This is a genomic window from Hydrogenophaga sp. (assembly GCF_041633695.1).
Classification (GTDB): Bacteria; Pseudomonadota; Gammaproteobacteria; order Burkholderiales; family Burkholderiaceae_C; genus Hydrogenophaga.
In genome coordinates this window covers 1-13,490 of record NZ_JBFJMY010000079.1, presented here as the reverse complement: position 1 = coordinate 13,490, position 13,490 = coordinate 1, and the positions used below count along the sequence as shown (strand labels likewise).

Genomic DNA, 13,490 nt, shown 5'->3' with positions numbered 1-13,490 from the left:
GTTGTAGCCCGCGTCTTCTTCCATGTAGCCGATGGTGTAGATGTGCACCATGAGCGAGACGAAGGTGACGACGCACATCATCATCGCGGTGAGGCCGTCGACCAGAAAGCCGATTTCCATCTTCAGCCCACCGACAACCATCCACTCGTAGATGGTCTGGTTGAAACGTGCGCCGTCCATGGCCACGCTTTTGAGCGTCATGGCCGAGAGCAGAAAGGCCACGAAAACACCCAGGATGGTGAGGGTATGCGAGGCGCGCCGACCGATCACATTGCCACCAAAAGCGGTGCCCCATATGCCGGCCAGAACGGCACCCACCAGGGGCGCCAGCGGAACGGCCAGAAGAGTGCTGGCGGAAAGGGTGGTGCTCATGCTGTTTTTGCCTTTTGTCTTGCCACTTGTGCCACGGGCTTCAACCCTTCAAGGTATTGAGTTCTTCCACGCTGATGGACGACTTGTTGCGGAACAAGAGCACCAGAATGGCCAGACCGATGGCCGACTCGGCGGCCGCCACGGTGAGGATGAAAAACACAAAAACCTGGCCGTGCAAGTCGCCCAGAAAGTGGGCGAACGCGACAAAGTTCATGTTCACCGCCAGCAGCATCAGTTCGATCGCCATCAGCAGAACGATGATGTTCTTGCGGTTGAGAAAAATGCCGGTGACCGAGAGCGCAAACAAAATCGCGCCGACAGAAAGAAAATGGCCCAACGTCAAGCTCATGCTTTGCCCTCCTCGGCTGCGTCCACCGCCGCAGCGGGCAATGGCTTTTTTGTGGCGGTTACCGGCACCACCACCAGGCGGTCGCTGGCACGCACGTGCACTTGCTCACCAGCATCGATGGCCTTGCTGTCTTTGCGGTGGCGCAGGGTCAGCGCGATGGCCGCGATCATGGCCACCAGCAAGATGATGGCGGCCACTTCAACCGGGTACACGTATTCGGAATACAGCAGCTTGCCCAGCTCCTTGGTGTTGGAGTAGTTGGCCGCGTGTATGCCCACGCCCGCGCCATCGGGGTTGGCCGTGAGCGTCGGAAAGCCCGACCACAACACCGCCATCAGCTCCAACGCCACCAGACCACCCAGGATGGCGGCCAGGGGAAAGTGCTTCCAGAAGCCTTCGCGCACCGTGTCCATGTTGATGTCCAACATCATGACCACGAACAGGAACAGCACCATCACCGCGCCCAGGTACACCAGCACCAGGGTGATGCCGAGGAATTCGGCTTTGAGCAGCAACCAGATCGCCGCCGCCTGGGAGAACGACAACATCAGGTAGAGCACGGCGTGCACGGGGTTGCGCGCCGTGATGACGCGGAAGGCTGCAAACAACAGCACCGCCGCGAAGAGGTAAAAAAAGCCGGTCTGGTAGTCCATGGAGGTTCTTCAGTCGTCTGTTCCGGATCGGTCCGGGTTCAGCGGTAAGGTGCGTCGGCCGCTCGGGCTGCCGCGATCTCGGGCTCGTAGCGATCGCCCACGGCCAGCAGCATCTCTTTGGTGAAATACAGGTCGCCGCGCTTTTCGCCGTGGTATTCGAGGATGTGGGTCTCCACGATCGAGTCCACCGGGCAGCTCTCTTCACAAAAGCCGCAGAAGATGCACTTGGTCAAGTCGATGTCGTAGCGGGTGGTGCGGCGCGAACCGTCGTCGCGCACATCGGACTCGATGGTGATGGCCATGGCCGGGCAAACCGCCTCGCAAAGCTTGCAGGCGATGCAGCGCTCTTCGCCGTTTTCATAACGGCGCAAAGCGTGCAACCCCCGAAAGCGCGGCGACAAGGGTGTTTTTTCTTCTGGAAACTGCACCGTGACCTTGCGGCGCAGCGCATAGCGACCGGTCAAGGCCATGCCCTTGAACAGCTCCACCAACATGAAGCTTTTGAAAAAATCGCGAACCGAGAAAGGTGCAACAGCGGTAGTAGACATGTGTGTTGGCCCTGCTTAGTTCCAGATGTTCCACGGGGTCTGCATCCAGCCGCCGACGAGCAGCAGGCAGACCAGGGTCACCGGAATGAAGATCTTCCAGCCCAGACGCATGATCTGGTCGTAGCGGAAGCGCGGGAAAGTGCCCCGGATCCAGATGAACATGGACACCACGAGGCAGGTTTTGAGGCCCAGCCAGATCCAGCCCGGAATCCAGTTGAACAGCGCGCTGTCGATGGGCGACAGCCAGCCGCCCAGGAACAACAGCGCCGCCAGAATCGACACCAGCCACATGCTGGCGTATTCGGCCAGGAAGAAGATGGCAAAGCCCATGCCCGAGTACTCGACCATGTGGCCAGCCACGATTTCGGCTTCGCCTTCGACCACGTCAAACGGATGGCGGTTGGTTTCGGCCACGCCCGAGATCAGGTAGACGATGAAAATGGGCAGGAGCGGCAGCCAGTTCCAGGACAGGAAATTCAAGCCCATGTTCGCGGCCATGCCCCGGCTTTGCGAGGCAACGATGTCGGCCAGGTTGAGACTGCCCGAAACCATGACCACCACGAGGAAGCAAAAGCCGATGGCAATTTCGTAGCTCACCATCTGGGCCGATGCGCGCAGCGCACCCAGAAACGCGTATTTGGAGTTGGACGCCCAACCCGCGATGATCACGCCGTACACCTCGATCGAGGTGATGGCCAGCACCACCAGCAAACCGGCGTTCAGATTGGCCAACACGGTTTCAGGACCAAACGGGATCGCGACCCAGGCGGCCAGAGCCGGCATGATGGCCATGATGGGCCCGAGGCGAAACAGGCCGTTGCTGGCGGCGCTGGGGCTGATGATTTCCTTGGTCAGCAGCTTCACCGCATCGGCGATGGGTTGCAGCAAACCAAAGGGACCGACCCGGTTGGGGCCGTGCCGCACCTGGATCCAGCCCAGCAGCTTGCGCTCCCACAAGGTGAGGTAGGCCACAGCGCCCATCAGCGGTGCGAGCACCGCCACGATCTTGATCAGAATCCACAGAACCGGCCAGGCCGCCGTGGTCCACCAGGACGCGGCGATCAAACCCAGACCACCGTTGTACATCGCGTCGATCATGCGCCCGCTCCTTCGGCCTGCACGCTCGGGCGCGCGTCACTGGTGAGCTGCAAGGACGTGGCACGGCGCACCAGGGAATCCAATTGGTAGATGGAAGCCACACAAGGCTCGGTACCGGCCGGCGCCAGATCGACCGAAGCCTGGCCTTGGTTGGACAAGCGCCCCGCATCCACCAGGCCGCCACTCACAACGCCCGGCAGGCTTTGCGCCAGCACGGCTTGCGAAGAATCGGCATCGAAGCCCGGCAGCCCCATCAGATTGCCCAGCACACGCAACACTTTCCAGCCCGGCCGGGTTTCGGCCAGAGGACGCACCACGGCGTGGAAGCTTTGCAGCCGGCCTTCGGTGTTCACAAAAGAGCCCGAGGTTTCGGTGAAGGGCGCAATGGGCAACAGCACATCGCTCACATCCATATTGGCCTTGAAGGGGCTGAGCGTGACCACCATGCCGGCAGACGCCAGACCGGCCGAACCGCGCGCGCTGTCGTGCTCGGGCTCGGTGTTGAACAGCAACACGGCCTTGAGCGCGCCACCCAACATTTGCCCGGCGTTCAAGCCACCCGGCCCGGGCAGCGCAGCGGCGAGCTGCGCGCCCACCGTGTTGGCCGCTTCGCCCAGATAACCCACGCTGCCACCAACCTGGTCCGCGATCCAGTTCGCGAGCGACAACAGGCTGGACGCTTTTTCGTGGTGTGCGGCTGCGTTGCCGAGCAAGATGGCTTTGTGCTCACCGCCCAGCAAGGATTTGGCCACGGCACGTGCGGTATCGCTGACCTCGGCGGCCACGGGTGCCTGCGCGCCGGTCTCGGCGGCCACCGCCGCCGCAATCCCCGCCAGGGCCGAGACCCAGGTCGCGCTGTCGGCCAGCACGGCGTTTTTCACCGGCATGGCCCAGTCCTGGGCTTGCGCATTCAACAGGTTGACCTGCGCGCCCTTGCGCACCGCCTGGCGGATGCGCTGGGCCAACAGGGGTTGGTCTTTGCGCAAGTTGGAGCCCACCACCAGCACGCGCTGCAACGACGACAGCGCCGCGATGGGCATGCCCAGCCAGCGCGCCTGAGCGGCGGATGCGGTGTTGGAAAAATCGGCATGGCGCAAACGCGCATCAATGTTCTGGCTGCCCAGGCCGCGCACCAGCGCGCCAGCCAAGCTCAGCTCTTCCAGGCTGCTGTGCGGACTGGCCAGCAAGCCGATGGCGCCAGCGCCGTGTTCGGCCTTGACCTGCTTCAGTCCGTTGGCCACGTATTCCAGCGCGGTCTGCCAATCCACGGTTGTCCACTCGCCGCCCTGCTTGATCATGGGCGCCGTCAGACGCTCTTCGCTGTTGACGGCCTCGTAGGAAAAGCGGTCGCGATCGGCGATCCAGCATTCGTTCACCGCTTCGTTTTCCAGCGGCACCACGCGCAGAACCTTGTGGTTCTTCACCTGAACAATCAGATTGGCGCCGGTGGCATCGTGTGGGCTGACCGATTTGCGGCGCGACAGCTCCCAGGTACGGGCGCTGTAGCGGAACGGCTTGCTGGTGAGCGCACCCACCGGGCAGATGTCGATCATGTTGCCCGAGAGTTCCGAGTCCACCGTGTCGCCAATGAAGGTTTCGATCTCGGCGTGCTCGCCGCGGTGCGACATGCCCAGCTCCATCACACCGGCAATTTCCTGGCCGAAACGCACGCAGCGGGTGCAATGGATGCAGCGGCTCATCTCTTCCATGGAAATGAGCGGGCCCACGTCCTTGTGAAAGACCACGCGCTTTTCTTCTTCGTAGCGCGAACCCGAAGCACCGTAACCCACGGCCAAATCCTGCAGCTGGCATTCACCGCCCTGGTCACAAACCGGGCAATCCAACGGGTGGTTGATGAGCAGGAACTCCATCACCGACTGCTGTGCCTTGATCGCCTTGTCGCTCTTGGTGCGCACGATCATGCCTTGCGTGACCGGCGTGGCACAGGCGGGCATGGGCTTGGGCGCCTTCTCCACATCCACCAGACACATGCGGCAGTTGGCCGCGATGGACAATTTCTTGTGGTAGCAGAAATGCGGAATATAGGTACCGGCCTTCTCGGCAGCATGCATGATCATGCTGCCCGGCGCGATGTCGACCTTCTTGCCGTCGAGTTCGATTTCAACCATGTTGCATCTTTCGCTGGGACACACCCAGACCGGTGCGCGCCCCTGGTGGGGACATTGAAGGAATGTGATCTGGGTGCGACATATTCGGACTGGGCGTTCAGGCGTTGACGGGCGCCATGCGGGTCTTGTGCTCGATGTAGTGCTCGAACTCCGGACGGAAGTGTTTGATCATGGCGCGCACCGGCATGGCCGCCGCATCGCCCAGGGCGCAAATGGTGCGACCCATGATGTTCTCGGCCACGTTGTCGAGCAGCGCCATGTCGCTGGGCTTGCCCTTGCCGCTTTCGATGCGGTCCACCATGCGCCAGAGCCAACCCGTGCCCTCGCGGCACGGTGTGCACTGGCCACAGCTTTCGTGCATGTAGAAGTACGACAGGCGCTTGAGCGACTCGACCATGCAGCGGCTGTCGTCCATGACGATCACCGCGCCCGAGCCCAGCATGGAGCCGGCCTTGGCGATGGAGTCGTAGTCCATGGTGCATTCCATCATGATGGACGCGGGCAGCACCGGCGAGGACGACCCGCCTGGAATCACCGCCTTCAATTGGCGCCCTTTGCGCACACCACCCGCGAGTTCGAGCAGCTTGGCAAACGGCGTGCCCATCGGCACTTCGAAATTGCCGGGGTTTTCCACGTCGCCACTGACCGAGAAGATCTTGGTGCCACCGTTGTTCGGCTTGCCACACTCCAGATACGCCTGCCCGCCGTTGCGGATGATCCAAGGCACGGCGGCGAAGGTTTCGGTGTTGTTGATCGTGGTCGGCTTGCCGTACAGACCGAAGCTGGCCGGGAACGGCGGCTTGAAGCGCGGCTGCCCCTTCTTGCCTTCCAGCGATTCCAGCAAAGCCGTTTCTTCGCCACAAATGTAGGCGCCAAAGCCGTGGAAAGCGTGCAGCTGAAAGCTGAACTTGCTGCCCAGGATGTTGTCACCCAGCAGGCCCGCCGCGCGGGCTTCTTCCAGCGCTTCTTCAAAGCGGTCGTAGCTGTCGAAGATCTCGCCGTGGATGTAGTTGTAGCCCACGCTGATGCCCATGGCATAAGCCGCAATGGCCATGCCTTCGATCACGATGTGCGGGTTGTATTGCAGGATGTCGCGGTCCTTGCAGGTGCCGGGTTCGCCCTCGTCCGAGTTGCAGACCAGGTACTTCTGCCCCGGGAACTGGCGCGGCATGAAGCTCCACTTCAAGCCGGTGGGAAAACCGGCGCCGCCACGGCCACGCAAGGCGGACTCTTTCACCGTTGCAATGACCTGGTCCTGCGTCATGCCGGCGACCCCGGTCTCGGCATCGGGTGGGCTGCCGTCCATACCGAGAATCTTGCGCAGCGCCTGGTAGCCGCCCCGCGCCTCGTAGTCCTTCAGACGCCAATTGCTGCCGTCGAGTCCGGCGTAGATCTGCGGCTCGATGTGGCGACCATGGAAACAGGTTTCAACGCCTTTGGCCTGGAACTGGGCCAGCACTTGCTGCGCATTCATGCCTGTCCTCCGCTGGCCCGCAGGCCGTCGACCAGTTGATCGAGCTTCTCGTCGCTCATGAAGCTGCACATGTGGCGGTCGTTGACCAGCATCACCGGTGAATCGGCACAGGCACCCAGGCATTCGCTTTGCTGCAGAGTGAACATGCCATCGGCGGTGGTGCCGCCCATTTTCACGCCGAGCTTGTGCTCCAGGTGCGCCAGCGCCTTGCCGCCATCGCGCAACAGGCACGGCAGGTTGGTGCAGACGTTGAGCTTGAATTTGCCAACCGGCTGCTGGTTGTACATGTTGTAGAAGGTGGTGACCTCGTGCACCGCGATCGGCGCCATGCCCAGGTAGTCTGCGATCGCCTTCTCGGCCTCCAGACTCACATGGCCTTGCTCCTGCTGCACGATGGACAAGCAGGCCATGACGGCGGATTGCGCCTGATCGGCCGGGTACTTGGCCACTTCTTTGGCAAAGCGCTGCAAGGTCGCGTCCGACAAACTGGCCGCACGCACGGGTTTGTGATCCGCTGTCATCGGTCGATCTCTCCAAAAACGATGTCCATGGTGCCGATGATGGCGACCGCATCGGCCAGCATGTGGCCGGTGGTCATCTCGTCCATGGCGGCCAGGTGTGCGAAGCCAGGCGCACGTATCTTCAATCGGTAGGGCTTGTTCGCCCCGTCGCTCACCAGATAAATACCGAACTCCCCTTTGGGGTGTTCGACCGCGGCATAGGCCTCGCCCGCGGGCACGTGAAAACCTTCGGTGAAGAGCTTGAAATGGTGGATCAGCTCTTCCATGTTCGACTTCATGGATTCGCGCGACGGTGCGGCCACCTTGTGGTTGTCGGTGATCACCGGTCCGGGATTGGCGCGCAGCCACCTGGAGCACTGCTGGATGATGCGGTTGGACTGCTTCATCTCTTCCATGCGCACGAGGTAGCGGTCGTAACAGTCGCCGGTCTTGCCCACCGGGATGTCGAAATCCATCTCGCTGTACACGTCGTACGGCTGCTGCTTGCGCAGATCCCAGGCGATGCCCGAACCGCGCAACATGGGACCGGTCATGCCGAGGTTCAGCGCCCGCTCGGGCGTGACCACACCAATGCCCACGGTGCGCTGTTTCCAGATGCGGTTGTCGGTCAGCAGCGTGTGGTACTCGGCCAGATAGGTCGGGAAACGCTGGCTGAAATCGTCGATGAAGTCCAGCAGGGAGCCCTGCCGGTTCTCGTTCATCTGCGCCATGGCGCGCGCGTTGCGGATCTTGCTGTGCCGGTATTGCGGCATGGTGTCGGGCAGGTCGCGGTACACGCCGCCCGGGCGGAAGTAAGCCGCGTGCATGCGTGCACCAGAGACCGCTTCGTACATGTCGAACAGGTCTTCGCGCTCGCGAAATGCGTAGATCAGGATGGTGGAGCTGCCGCAATCGTTGCCGTGCGAGCCCAGCCACATCAGGTGGTTGAGCAGGCGCGTGATTTCGGCAAACATCACCCGGATGTATTGCGCACGGATCGGCACCTCAATGCCCAGCAGCTTTTCAATCGCCAGGCAATACGCGTGCTCGTTGCACATCATGGACACGTAGTCCAGGCGGTCCATATACGGCAGCGACTGGATGTAGGTCTTGTGCTCGGCCAGCTTTTCGGTGGCGCGGTGCAGCAGTCCGATGTGCGGGTCGGCACGTTGCACGACCTCGCCATCCAACTCCAGCACCAGGCGCAACACGCCGTGCGCAGCCGGGTGCTGCGGCCCAAAGTTCAGGGTGTAGTTCTTGATTTCAGCCATGGTGACGACCCTGACGAGAGCAGCACAATCCAGGGAACACCGCAGAACCGGTTTGGCCGGGCTGCAGGTGTTGCCCCGTTGAGGGGGAAGCGCCGAAGGCGCACCGGGGGTGGTTCATTTCAGCCCCCCGTAGTTGTCTTCGCGGATGATGCGGGGCGTGATTTCGCGCGGCTCGATCGTCACCGGCTCGTAGATCACGCGCTGGCGCTCGGCGTCGTAGCGCATCTCGACGTGTCCCGAGAGCGGGAAATCCTTGCGGAAGGGGTGGCCGATGAAGCCGTAGTCGGTGAGGATGCGGCGCAGATCGTTGTGCCCCTCAAAGACGATGCCAAAAAGATCAAAGGCCTCGCGCTCGTACCAATTGGCGCCGGCCCACAGGGCGGTCACCGAAGCCACCACCGGAAAATCGTCATCGGCACAAAACACACGCACGCGCAGCCGGTGGTTGAGACTGACCGACAAGAGATGCACTACGGCAGCAAAGCGCTGCCCTTCCCAACGGCCTTCGCCATGGGTTTGGTAGTCCACACCACACAAGTCGATCAACTGCTCGAAGCGCGTCTCGGGCGCGTCGCGCAGGGTTTGCATGACGGACAGGTATTGGCTGGACGCAACCGTGAGCGTGACCTCGTCGCGTGCGACCTCGACCGACAAAGCCGAATCACCCAACAAACCAGCCACTGTGGTCTTGAGCACTTCGGACGAAACGGCGTGAGGCGTCGTGGAAGCTTCTGTCATGTGCATTCTTTCTGGACCATGCGGTGCGCGGCTTGCAAACCCTTTGGGCTCAAGCGCGGGCGATGGTATTGGTGCGGCGAATTTTTTGCTGCAACTGGATGATCCCGTACAGCAAGGCCTCCGCCGTGGGCGGACAACCGGGCACGTAGACATCCACGGGAACAATGCGGTCGCAACCGCGCACCACCGAATAACTGTAGTGGTAGTAGCCACCGCCGTTGGCGCAAGAACCCATGCTCAGCACCCAGCGCGGCTCGGCCATCTGGTCGTAGACCTTGCGCAAAGCCGGGGCCATCTTGTTGCACAGCGTGCCCGCAACGATCATCAGGTCGGACTGGCGCGGGCTGGCGCGGAACACCTCGGCGCCAAAACGGCCGATGTCGTAGCGTGCGGCGGCGGCATGCATCATCTCGACCGCGCAGCAAGCCAGGCCAAAGGTCATGGGCCACAGCGAACCGGTCTTGGCCCAATTGACCACCGAGTCGTAGCTCGTGGTCATGAAACCTTCTTTGAAAACGCCTTCAATCATGTGTGCTCCATTGCGCCGGCGGACGCATCATTCCCAGTCCAGGGCGCCGATCTTCCACGCGTAAACAAAACCCACCAGCAAGTCGATCAGGAAAACGACGCCCGTGACGAATCCCGTGGAGCCGATGTCGGTCAGCGCCACCGCCCAAGGGATCAGGAACGCGATTTCCAGGTCAAACAAGATGAAGAGGATGGCCACCAGGTAGTAGCGGACATCGAACTTCATGCGCGCGTCTTCGAAAGCTTCGAAGCCACATTCGTACGGGGAGTTTTTTTCGGCGTCGGGTCGATTGGGGCCGAGCACATAACCCAACACCTGCGGAACGATACCGACCGCAACACCCACCAGAATAAACAACAGCACAGGAAGGTATTGCTCGAGACTCATCTTGGGTATTTTCCGCTGACATGGCCTCGCGCCATGTTGTCCAAAGATTGGTGCCGACGGCGAGACTCGAACTCGCACAGCTTTCGCCACTACCCCCTCAAGATAGCGTGTCTACCAATTTCACCACGTCGGCTAGCTCAGAATTGTCGGGCTCGCGAGGGACAGTGCGAACCGTGCTGACAACCCATAGAGTTTACCCTGAAACGACCCCGCTTTTGAGCGGGCGCCAGGCTTTTTGGCTGCGCCCTGGTGCGCAACGGCATTGCCGTTTGACCGGGCGCAAATCCGTTCTGAAAATCCGTTTTACTTGCCCGGAATCTGCGCCGCGCCGGTGCCGGTCGGCAAGGTCTGCGCCGATTGCGGAACCACATCAACCGCCGCAGCGGGTGCCGAATCGGTACCCGGAATTTGCTGTGCGCCGGTGGGCGCTGGCACCGGCAAGGATGCACCTTCCAGCACGCTGCCGGTGGCCGGACTGCTGGTGCGCAAATTGCCAAAGTAGGCCAAGCCCAAGGTGCAGGCCAGGAACAATCCAGCCAGCACCGCCGTGGTGCGCGACAGAAAATTGGCACCCCCCGATGCACCAAACAGGCTGGCCGATCCCGCACCACCACCGCCAAATGCGGCACCAGCGTCGGCGCCTTTGCCGTGCTGCATCAGAATCAGGCCAATCATGCCCAAGGCGGACAGGATCTGGACTGCCAGAACAATGTTCAACAAAACATGCATTTTTTACTTCTCCAAAATTCTTAGGTTTGCGCCTGAGGAACGGGTCGTCAGACTGCAGGGGACGCGGCCACGATGCGCAGAAAATCATCGGCCTTGAGAGACGCGCCGCCGATCAGGCCGCCGTCGATATCGGGTTGCGCCAGCAGACTGGCCGCATTGGTGGCATTCATGCTGCCACCGTAAAGAATGTGCACCCGCTCGGGGTGCTGGGTCGCCGCCGACAACTGCTTGCGCAGCACCGCATGCACGTGCTGCGCCTGTTCTGGTGTCGCGGTTTTCCCGGTGCCGATGGCCCAGACCGGCTCGTAAGCCAGCACGATTTCGCTGGTGCAATGGGCCACGGCGTGAATAACCGCCGCGAGTTGGCGCTTCACCACCTGCTCGGTATCGCCCGCTTCTCGTTCGGCCAGCGTCTCGCCAACACAGACGATGGGCGTGATGCCCAGACCCAGCGCGCGCTGCGCCTTGGCCGCGACCAGTGCATCCGTTTCGCCGTGGAATTGGCGCCGCTCCGAATGGCCGACGATGGCGTAACGGCAGGCGAAGTCCTTCAGCATGGCGCCGCTCACCTCACCGGTGTAAGCGCCCTGCTCGTGGGCCGACACGTCCTGTGCACCCCAGGCCACGGGCGTACCCGACAGCAAAGACTGCACCTGGGCCAAATAGGGTGCTGGCACGCACACAGCCATGTCGGCGGCAGGCGCAACACCGGACAGGCCCGTGATCAGCGAGCGCAGCAAGGCTTCGTTGGCGGCCAGTGCGCCGTTCATTTTCCAGTTGCCTGCGATCAGTTTCTTCATGCTCGTTTCTCCAACTTCTTGGCCGTTCGTCCCATCATTTCCAGGTCAGGACGATCTTGCCAATGTGGCTGTTCGACTCCATCAAGGTGTGGGCCGCTGCGGCATCGGCGGCATCGAACTCGCGAAAAATCACGGGCTTGATGCGCGCATCGGCCAGCATCGGCCAGACGTGCTGGCGCAAGGCGCTGGCAATCGCCGCTTTGAAAGCAATCGGTCGAGGACGCAGAGTGGAGCCGGTGATGGTGAGACGGCGGCGCAATACCACGCCCGCGTTGATCTCAGCCTTCACGCCGCCTTGCACCGCGATAAAAACCAGGCGACCGTCTTCGGCCAGGCAATCGAGCTCGCGCGCAACGTAGGCGCCCGCAACCATGTCGAGGATCACATCCACGCCACGGCCAGCGGTATGGTCCGCCACCGCGCGCACGAAGTCTTCGGTCTTGTAGTTGATGGCGTGGTCGGCGCCCAGCGCCAGACAGGCTGCACACTTGTCGTCGCTGCCCGCCGTCACGATCACTTTCGCGCCCATGGCTTTGGCCAGTTGGATCGCCGTCACACCAATGCCGCTGGACCCACCCTGGATCAGCAGCGTTTCGCCAGCCTGCAGACGCGCCCGGTCAAACACATTGCTCCAGACGGTGAAAAAAGTCTCGGGCAGCGAAGCCGCCTCCACATCACTCAGACCGGCGGGCACGGGCAGGCACTGGCCCACCGGTGCCACGCACCACTGGGCATAGCCGCCGCCGGCCACCAAAGCGCACACCCGGTCGCCGATCTGGAGACCCGCAGCGCGCATGGCCCCCGCGTCACCCGACTCGACAACACCCGCCACCTCCAGACCTGGCAGGTCGGAGGCGCCAGGTGGCACAGGGTAGTTGCCGGTGCGCTGCAGCACGTCCGGGCGGTTCACGCCCGACGCAGACACGCGGATCAGCAGCTCGCCCTCGCCCGCCACGGGCATGGGGCGATCGGCCAGACGCAGCACCTCGGGCGCACCGAATGCACTGATTTCAACGGCTTTCATGGCGCCCTTTTCCAACATCACTGTGGCTGTGGCTGCGATGGCTGTTGTTGCGCCTGCTGATCCAGCAAGACCTTCATGGACAGCTTGATGCGGCCTTTTTCATCGGTCTCCAAGACCTTCACTTTGACGATCTGGCCTTCGGTCAGGTAATCGCCCACGCGTTCCACGCGCTCGTGGGCGATCTGGCTGATGTGCAGCAAGCCGTCTTTGCCGGGCAGCAGGTTGATCAGCGCACCGAAGTCGAGGATCTTGGTGACCGGGCCTTCGTAGACCTTGCCCACTTCCACTTCGGCCGTGATCTGCTCGATGCGGCGCTTGGCTTCGTCGGCCTTGCTGGCTTCGGTCGCGGCGATGGTGATGGTGCCGTCTTCGTCGATGTTGATCTGGCAACCGGTCTCTTCGGTCAGCGCACGGATCACCGAGCCGCCCTTGCCGATCACGTCGCGGATCTTCTCGGGGTTGATCTTCATGGTGAACAGCTTGGGCGCGAAGTTGGACACTTCGGTCTTGGCTTCGCCCATGGCTTCCTGCATCTTGCCCAGGATGTGCATGCGCGCTTCCTTGGCCTGCGCCAGTGCAACCTGCATGATTTCCTTGGTAATGCCCTGGATCTTGATGTCCATCTGCAGCGCAGAGATACCGTTGGTGGTACCGGCCACCTTGAAGTCCATGTCGCCCAGGTGATCTTCGTCACCCAGGATGTCGGTCAGCACCGCGAAGCGGTTGCCGTCCTTGATCAGGCCCATGGCGATACCGGCCACATGGGCCTTCATCGGCACGCCGGCGTCCATCAGCGCCAGGCAGCCGCCGCAGACGGATGCCATCGACGAGGAGCCGTTGGATTCGGTCACTTCGGACACGACACGCATGGTGTAGGGGAAATCGTCCT

The 13,490-nt window shown here is 62.0% G+C and carries 15 protein-coding genes, 1 tRNA gene and 1 pseudogene; all 17 read right to left on the bottom strand.

Annotated features, from left to right (window positions below):
* Positions 1–372 (bottom strand): annotated as a pseudogene (locus ABYB95_RS07150) (NADH-quinone oxidoreductase subunit L); the annotation flags it as partial.
* A 40-nt stretch (positions 373–412) separates the two neighbouring features.
* Positions 413–721: an NADH-quinone oxidoreductase subunit NuoK gene (nuoK, locus tag ABYB95_RS07145; protein WP_372657790.1), complete on the bottom strand. Its 309-nt coding sequence runs from the start codon at positions 719–721 to the stop codon at positions 413–415.
* A complete protein-coding gene (locus ABYB95_RS07140; protein WP_372657789.1) occupies positions 718–1,374 on the bottom strand; it encodes an NADH-quinone oxidoreductase subunit J in 657 nt (218 codons plus the stop codon). The genes nuoK and ABYB95_RS07140 overlap by 4 nt, the downstream gene beginning before the upstream one ends.
* A 38-nt stretch (positions 1,375–1,412) precedes the next feature.
* Positions 1,413–1,922, bottom strand: coding sequence for an NADH-quinone oxidoreductase subunit NuoI (gene nuoI / locus ABYB95_RS07135; RefSeq protein WP_372657788.1), 510 nt, complete (start codon positions 1,920–1,922; stop codon positions 1,413–1,415).
* A gap of 15 nt (positions 1,923–1,937) precedes the next feature.
* Positions 1,938–3,020, bottom strand: a complete 1,083-nt coding sequence (nuoH, locus tag ABYB95_RS07130) for an NADH-quinone oxidoreductase subunit NuoH (RefSeq protein ID WP_372657787.1) — start codon at positions 3,018–3,020, stop codon at positions 1,938–1,940.
* Positions 3,017–5,149 carry an NADH-quinone oxidoreductase subunit NuoG gene (gene nuoG, locus ABYB95_RS07125; RefSeq protein WP_372657786.1) on the bottom strand — a complete coding sequence of 711 codons (2,133 nt, stop codon included), beginning with the start codon at positions 5,147–5,149 and terminating at the stop codon, positions 3,017–3,019. The genes nuoH and nuoG overlap by 4 nt, the downstream gene beginning before the upstream one ends.
* A 97-nt stretch (positions 5,150–5,246) precedes the next feature.
* Complete coding sequence (gene nuoF, locus ABYB95_RS07120) at positions 5,247–6,623, bottom strand: NADH-quinone oxidoreductase subunit NuoF (protein WP_372657785.1); 1,377 nt, start codon at positions 6,621–6,623, stop codon at positions 5,247–5,249.
* Entirely contained in the window at positions 6,620–7,144 is a 525-nt protein-coding gene (gene nuoE / locus ABYB95_RS07115) for an NADH-quinone oxidoreductase subunit NuoE (protein ID WP_372657784.1), read from the bottom strand. Before nuoE ends, nuoF begins: the two co-directional genes overlap by 4 nt.
* Positions 7,141–8,394 carry an NADH-quinone oxidoreductase subunit D gene (locus ABYB95_RS07110; RefSeq protein WP_372657783.1) on the bottom strand — a complete coding sequence of 418 codons (1,254 nt, stop codon included), beginning with the start codon at positions 8,392–8,394 and terminating at the stop codon, positions 7,141–7,143. The genes nuoE and ABYB95_RS07110 overlap by 4 nt, the downstream gene beginning before the upstream one ends.
* A gap of 114 nt (positions 8,395–8,508) precedes the next feature.
* The gene (locus tag ABYB95_RS07105) at positions 8,509–9,132 is read right to left on the bottom strand and encodes an NADH-quinone oxidoreductase subunit C (protein WP_372657782.1); all 624 of its coding nucleotides are present in this window, start codon (positions 9,130–9,132) and stop codon (positions 8,509–8,511) included.
* A gap of 49 nt (positions 9,133–9,181) precedes the next feature.
* Complete coding sequence (locus tag ABYB95_RS07100; RefSeq protein WP_372657781.1) at positions 9,182–9,661, bottom strand: NADH-quinone oxidoreductase subunit B family protein; 480 nt, start codon at positions 9,659–9,661, stop codon at positions 9,182–9,184.
* 27 nt (positions 9,662–9,688) lie between these two features.
* Positions 9,689–10,048, bottom strand: coding sequence for an NADH-quinone oxidoreductase subunit A (locus ABYB95_RS07095; RefSeq protein WP_372657780.1), 360 nt, complete (start codon positions 10,046–10,048; stop codon positions 9,689–9,691).
* Positions 10,049–10,096: 48 nt separating this feature from the next.
* Positions 10,097–10,181 (bottom strand) — tRNA-Leu (locus ABYB95_RS07090).
* A gap of 170 nt (positions 10,182–10,351) precedes the next feature.
* Entirely contained in the window at positions 10,352–10,777 is a 426-nt protein-coding gene (gene secG / locus ABYB95_RS07085; RefSeq protein WP_372657779.1) for a preprotein translocase subunit SecG, read from the bottom strand.
* A gap of 47 nt (positions 10,778–10,824) precedes the next feature.
* On the bottom strand, positions 10,825–11,577 hold the full coding sequence (gene tpiA, locus ABYB95_RS07080) for a triose-phosphate isomerase (RefSeq protein WP_372657778.1): 753 nt from the start codon (positions 11,575–11,577) through the stop codon (positions 10,825–10,827).
* Positions 11,578–11,611: 34 nt separating this feature from the next.
* Positions 11,612–12,601, bottom strand: a complete 990-nt coding sequence (locus ABYB95_RS07075; RefSeq protein WP_372657777.1) for an NAD(P)H-quinone oxidoreductase — start codon at positions 12,599–12,601, stop codon at positions 11,612–11,614.
* A 17-nt stretch (positions 12,602–12,618) separates the two neighbouring features.
* Positions 12,619–13,490: S1 RNA-binding domain-containing protein (locus ABYB95_RS07070; RefSeq protein ID WP_372657776.1), on the bottom strand; the 872-nt coding region annotated here is incomplete at its 5' end.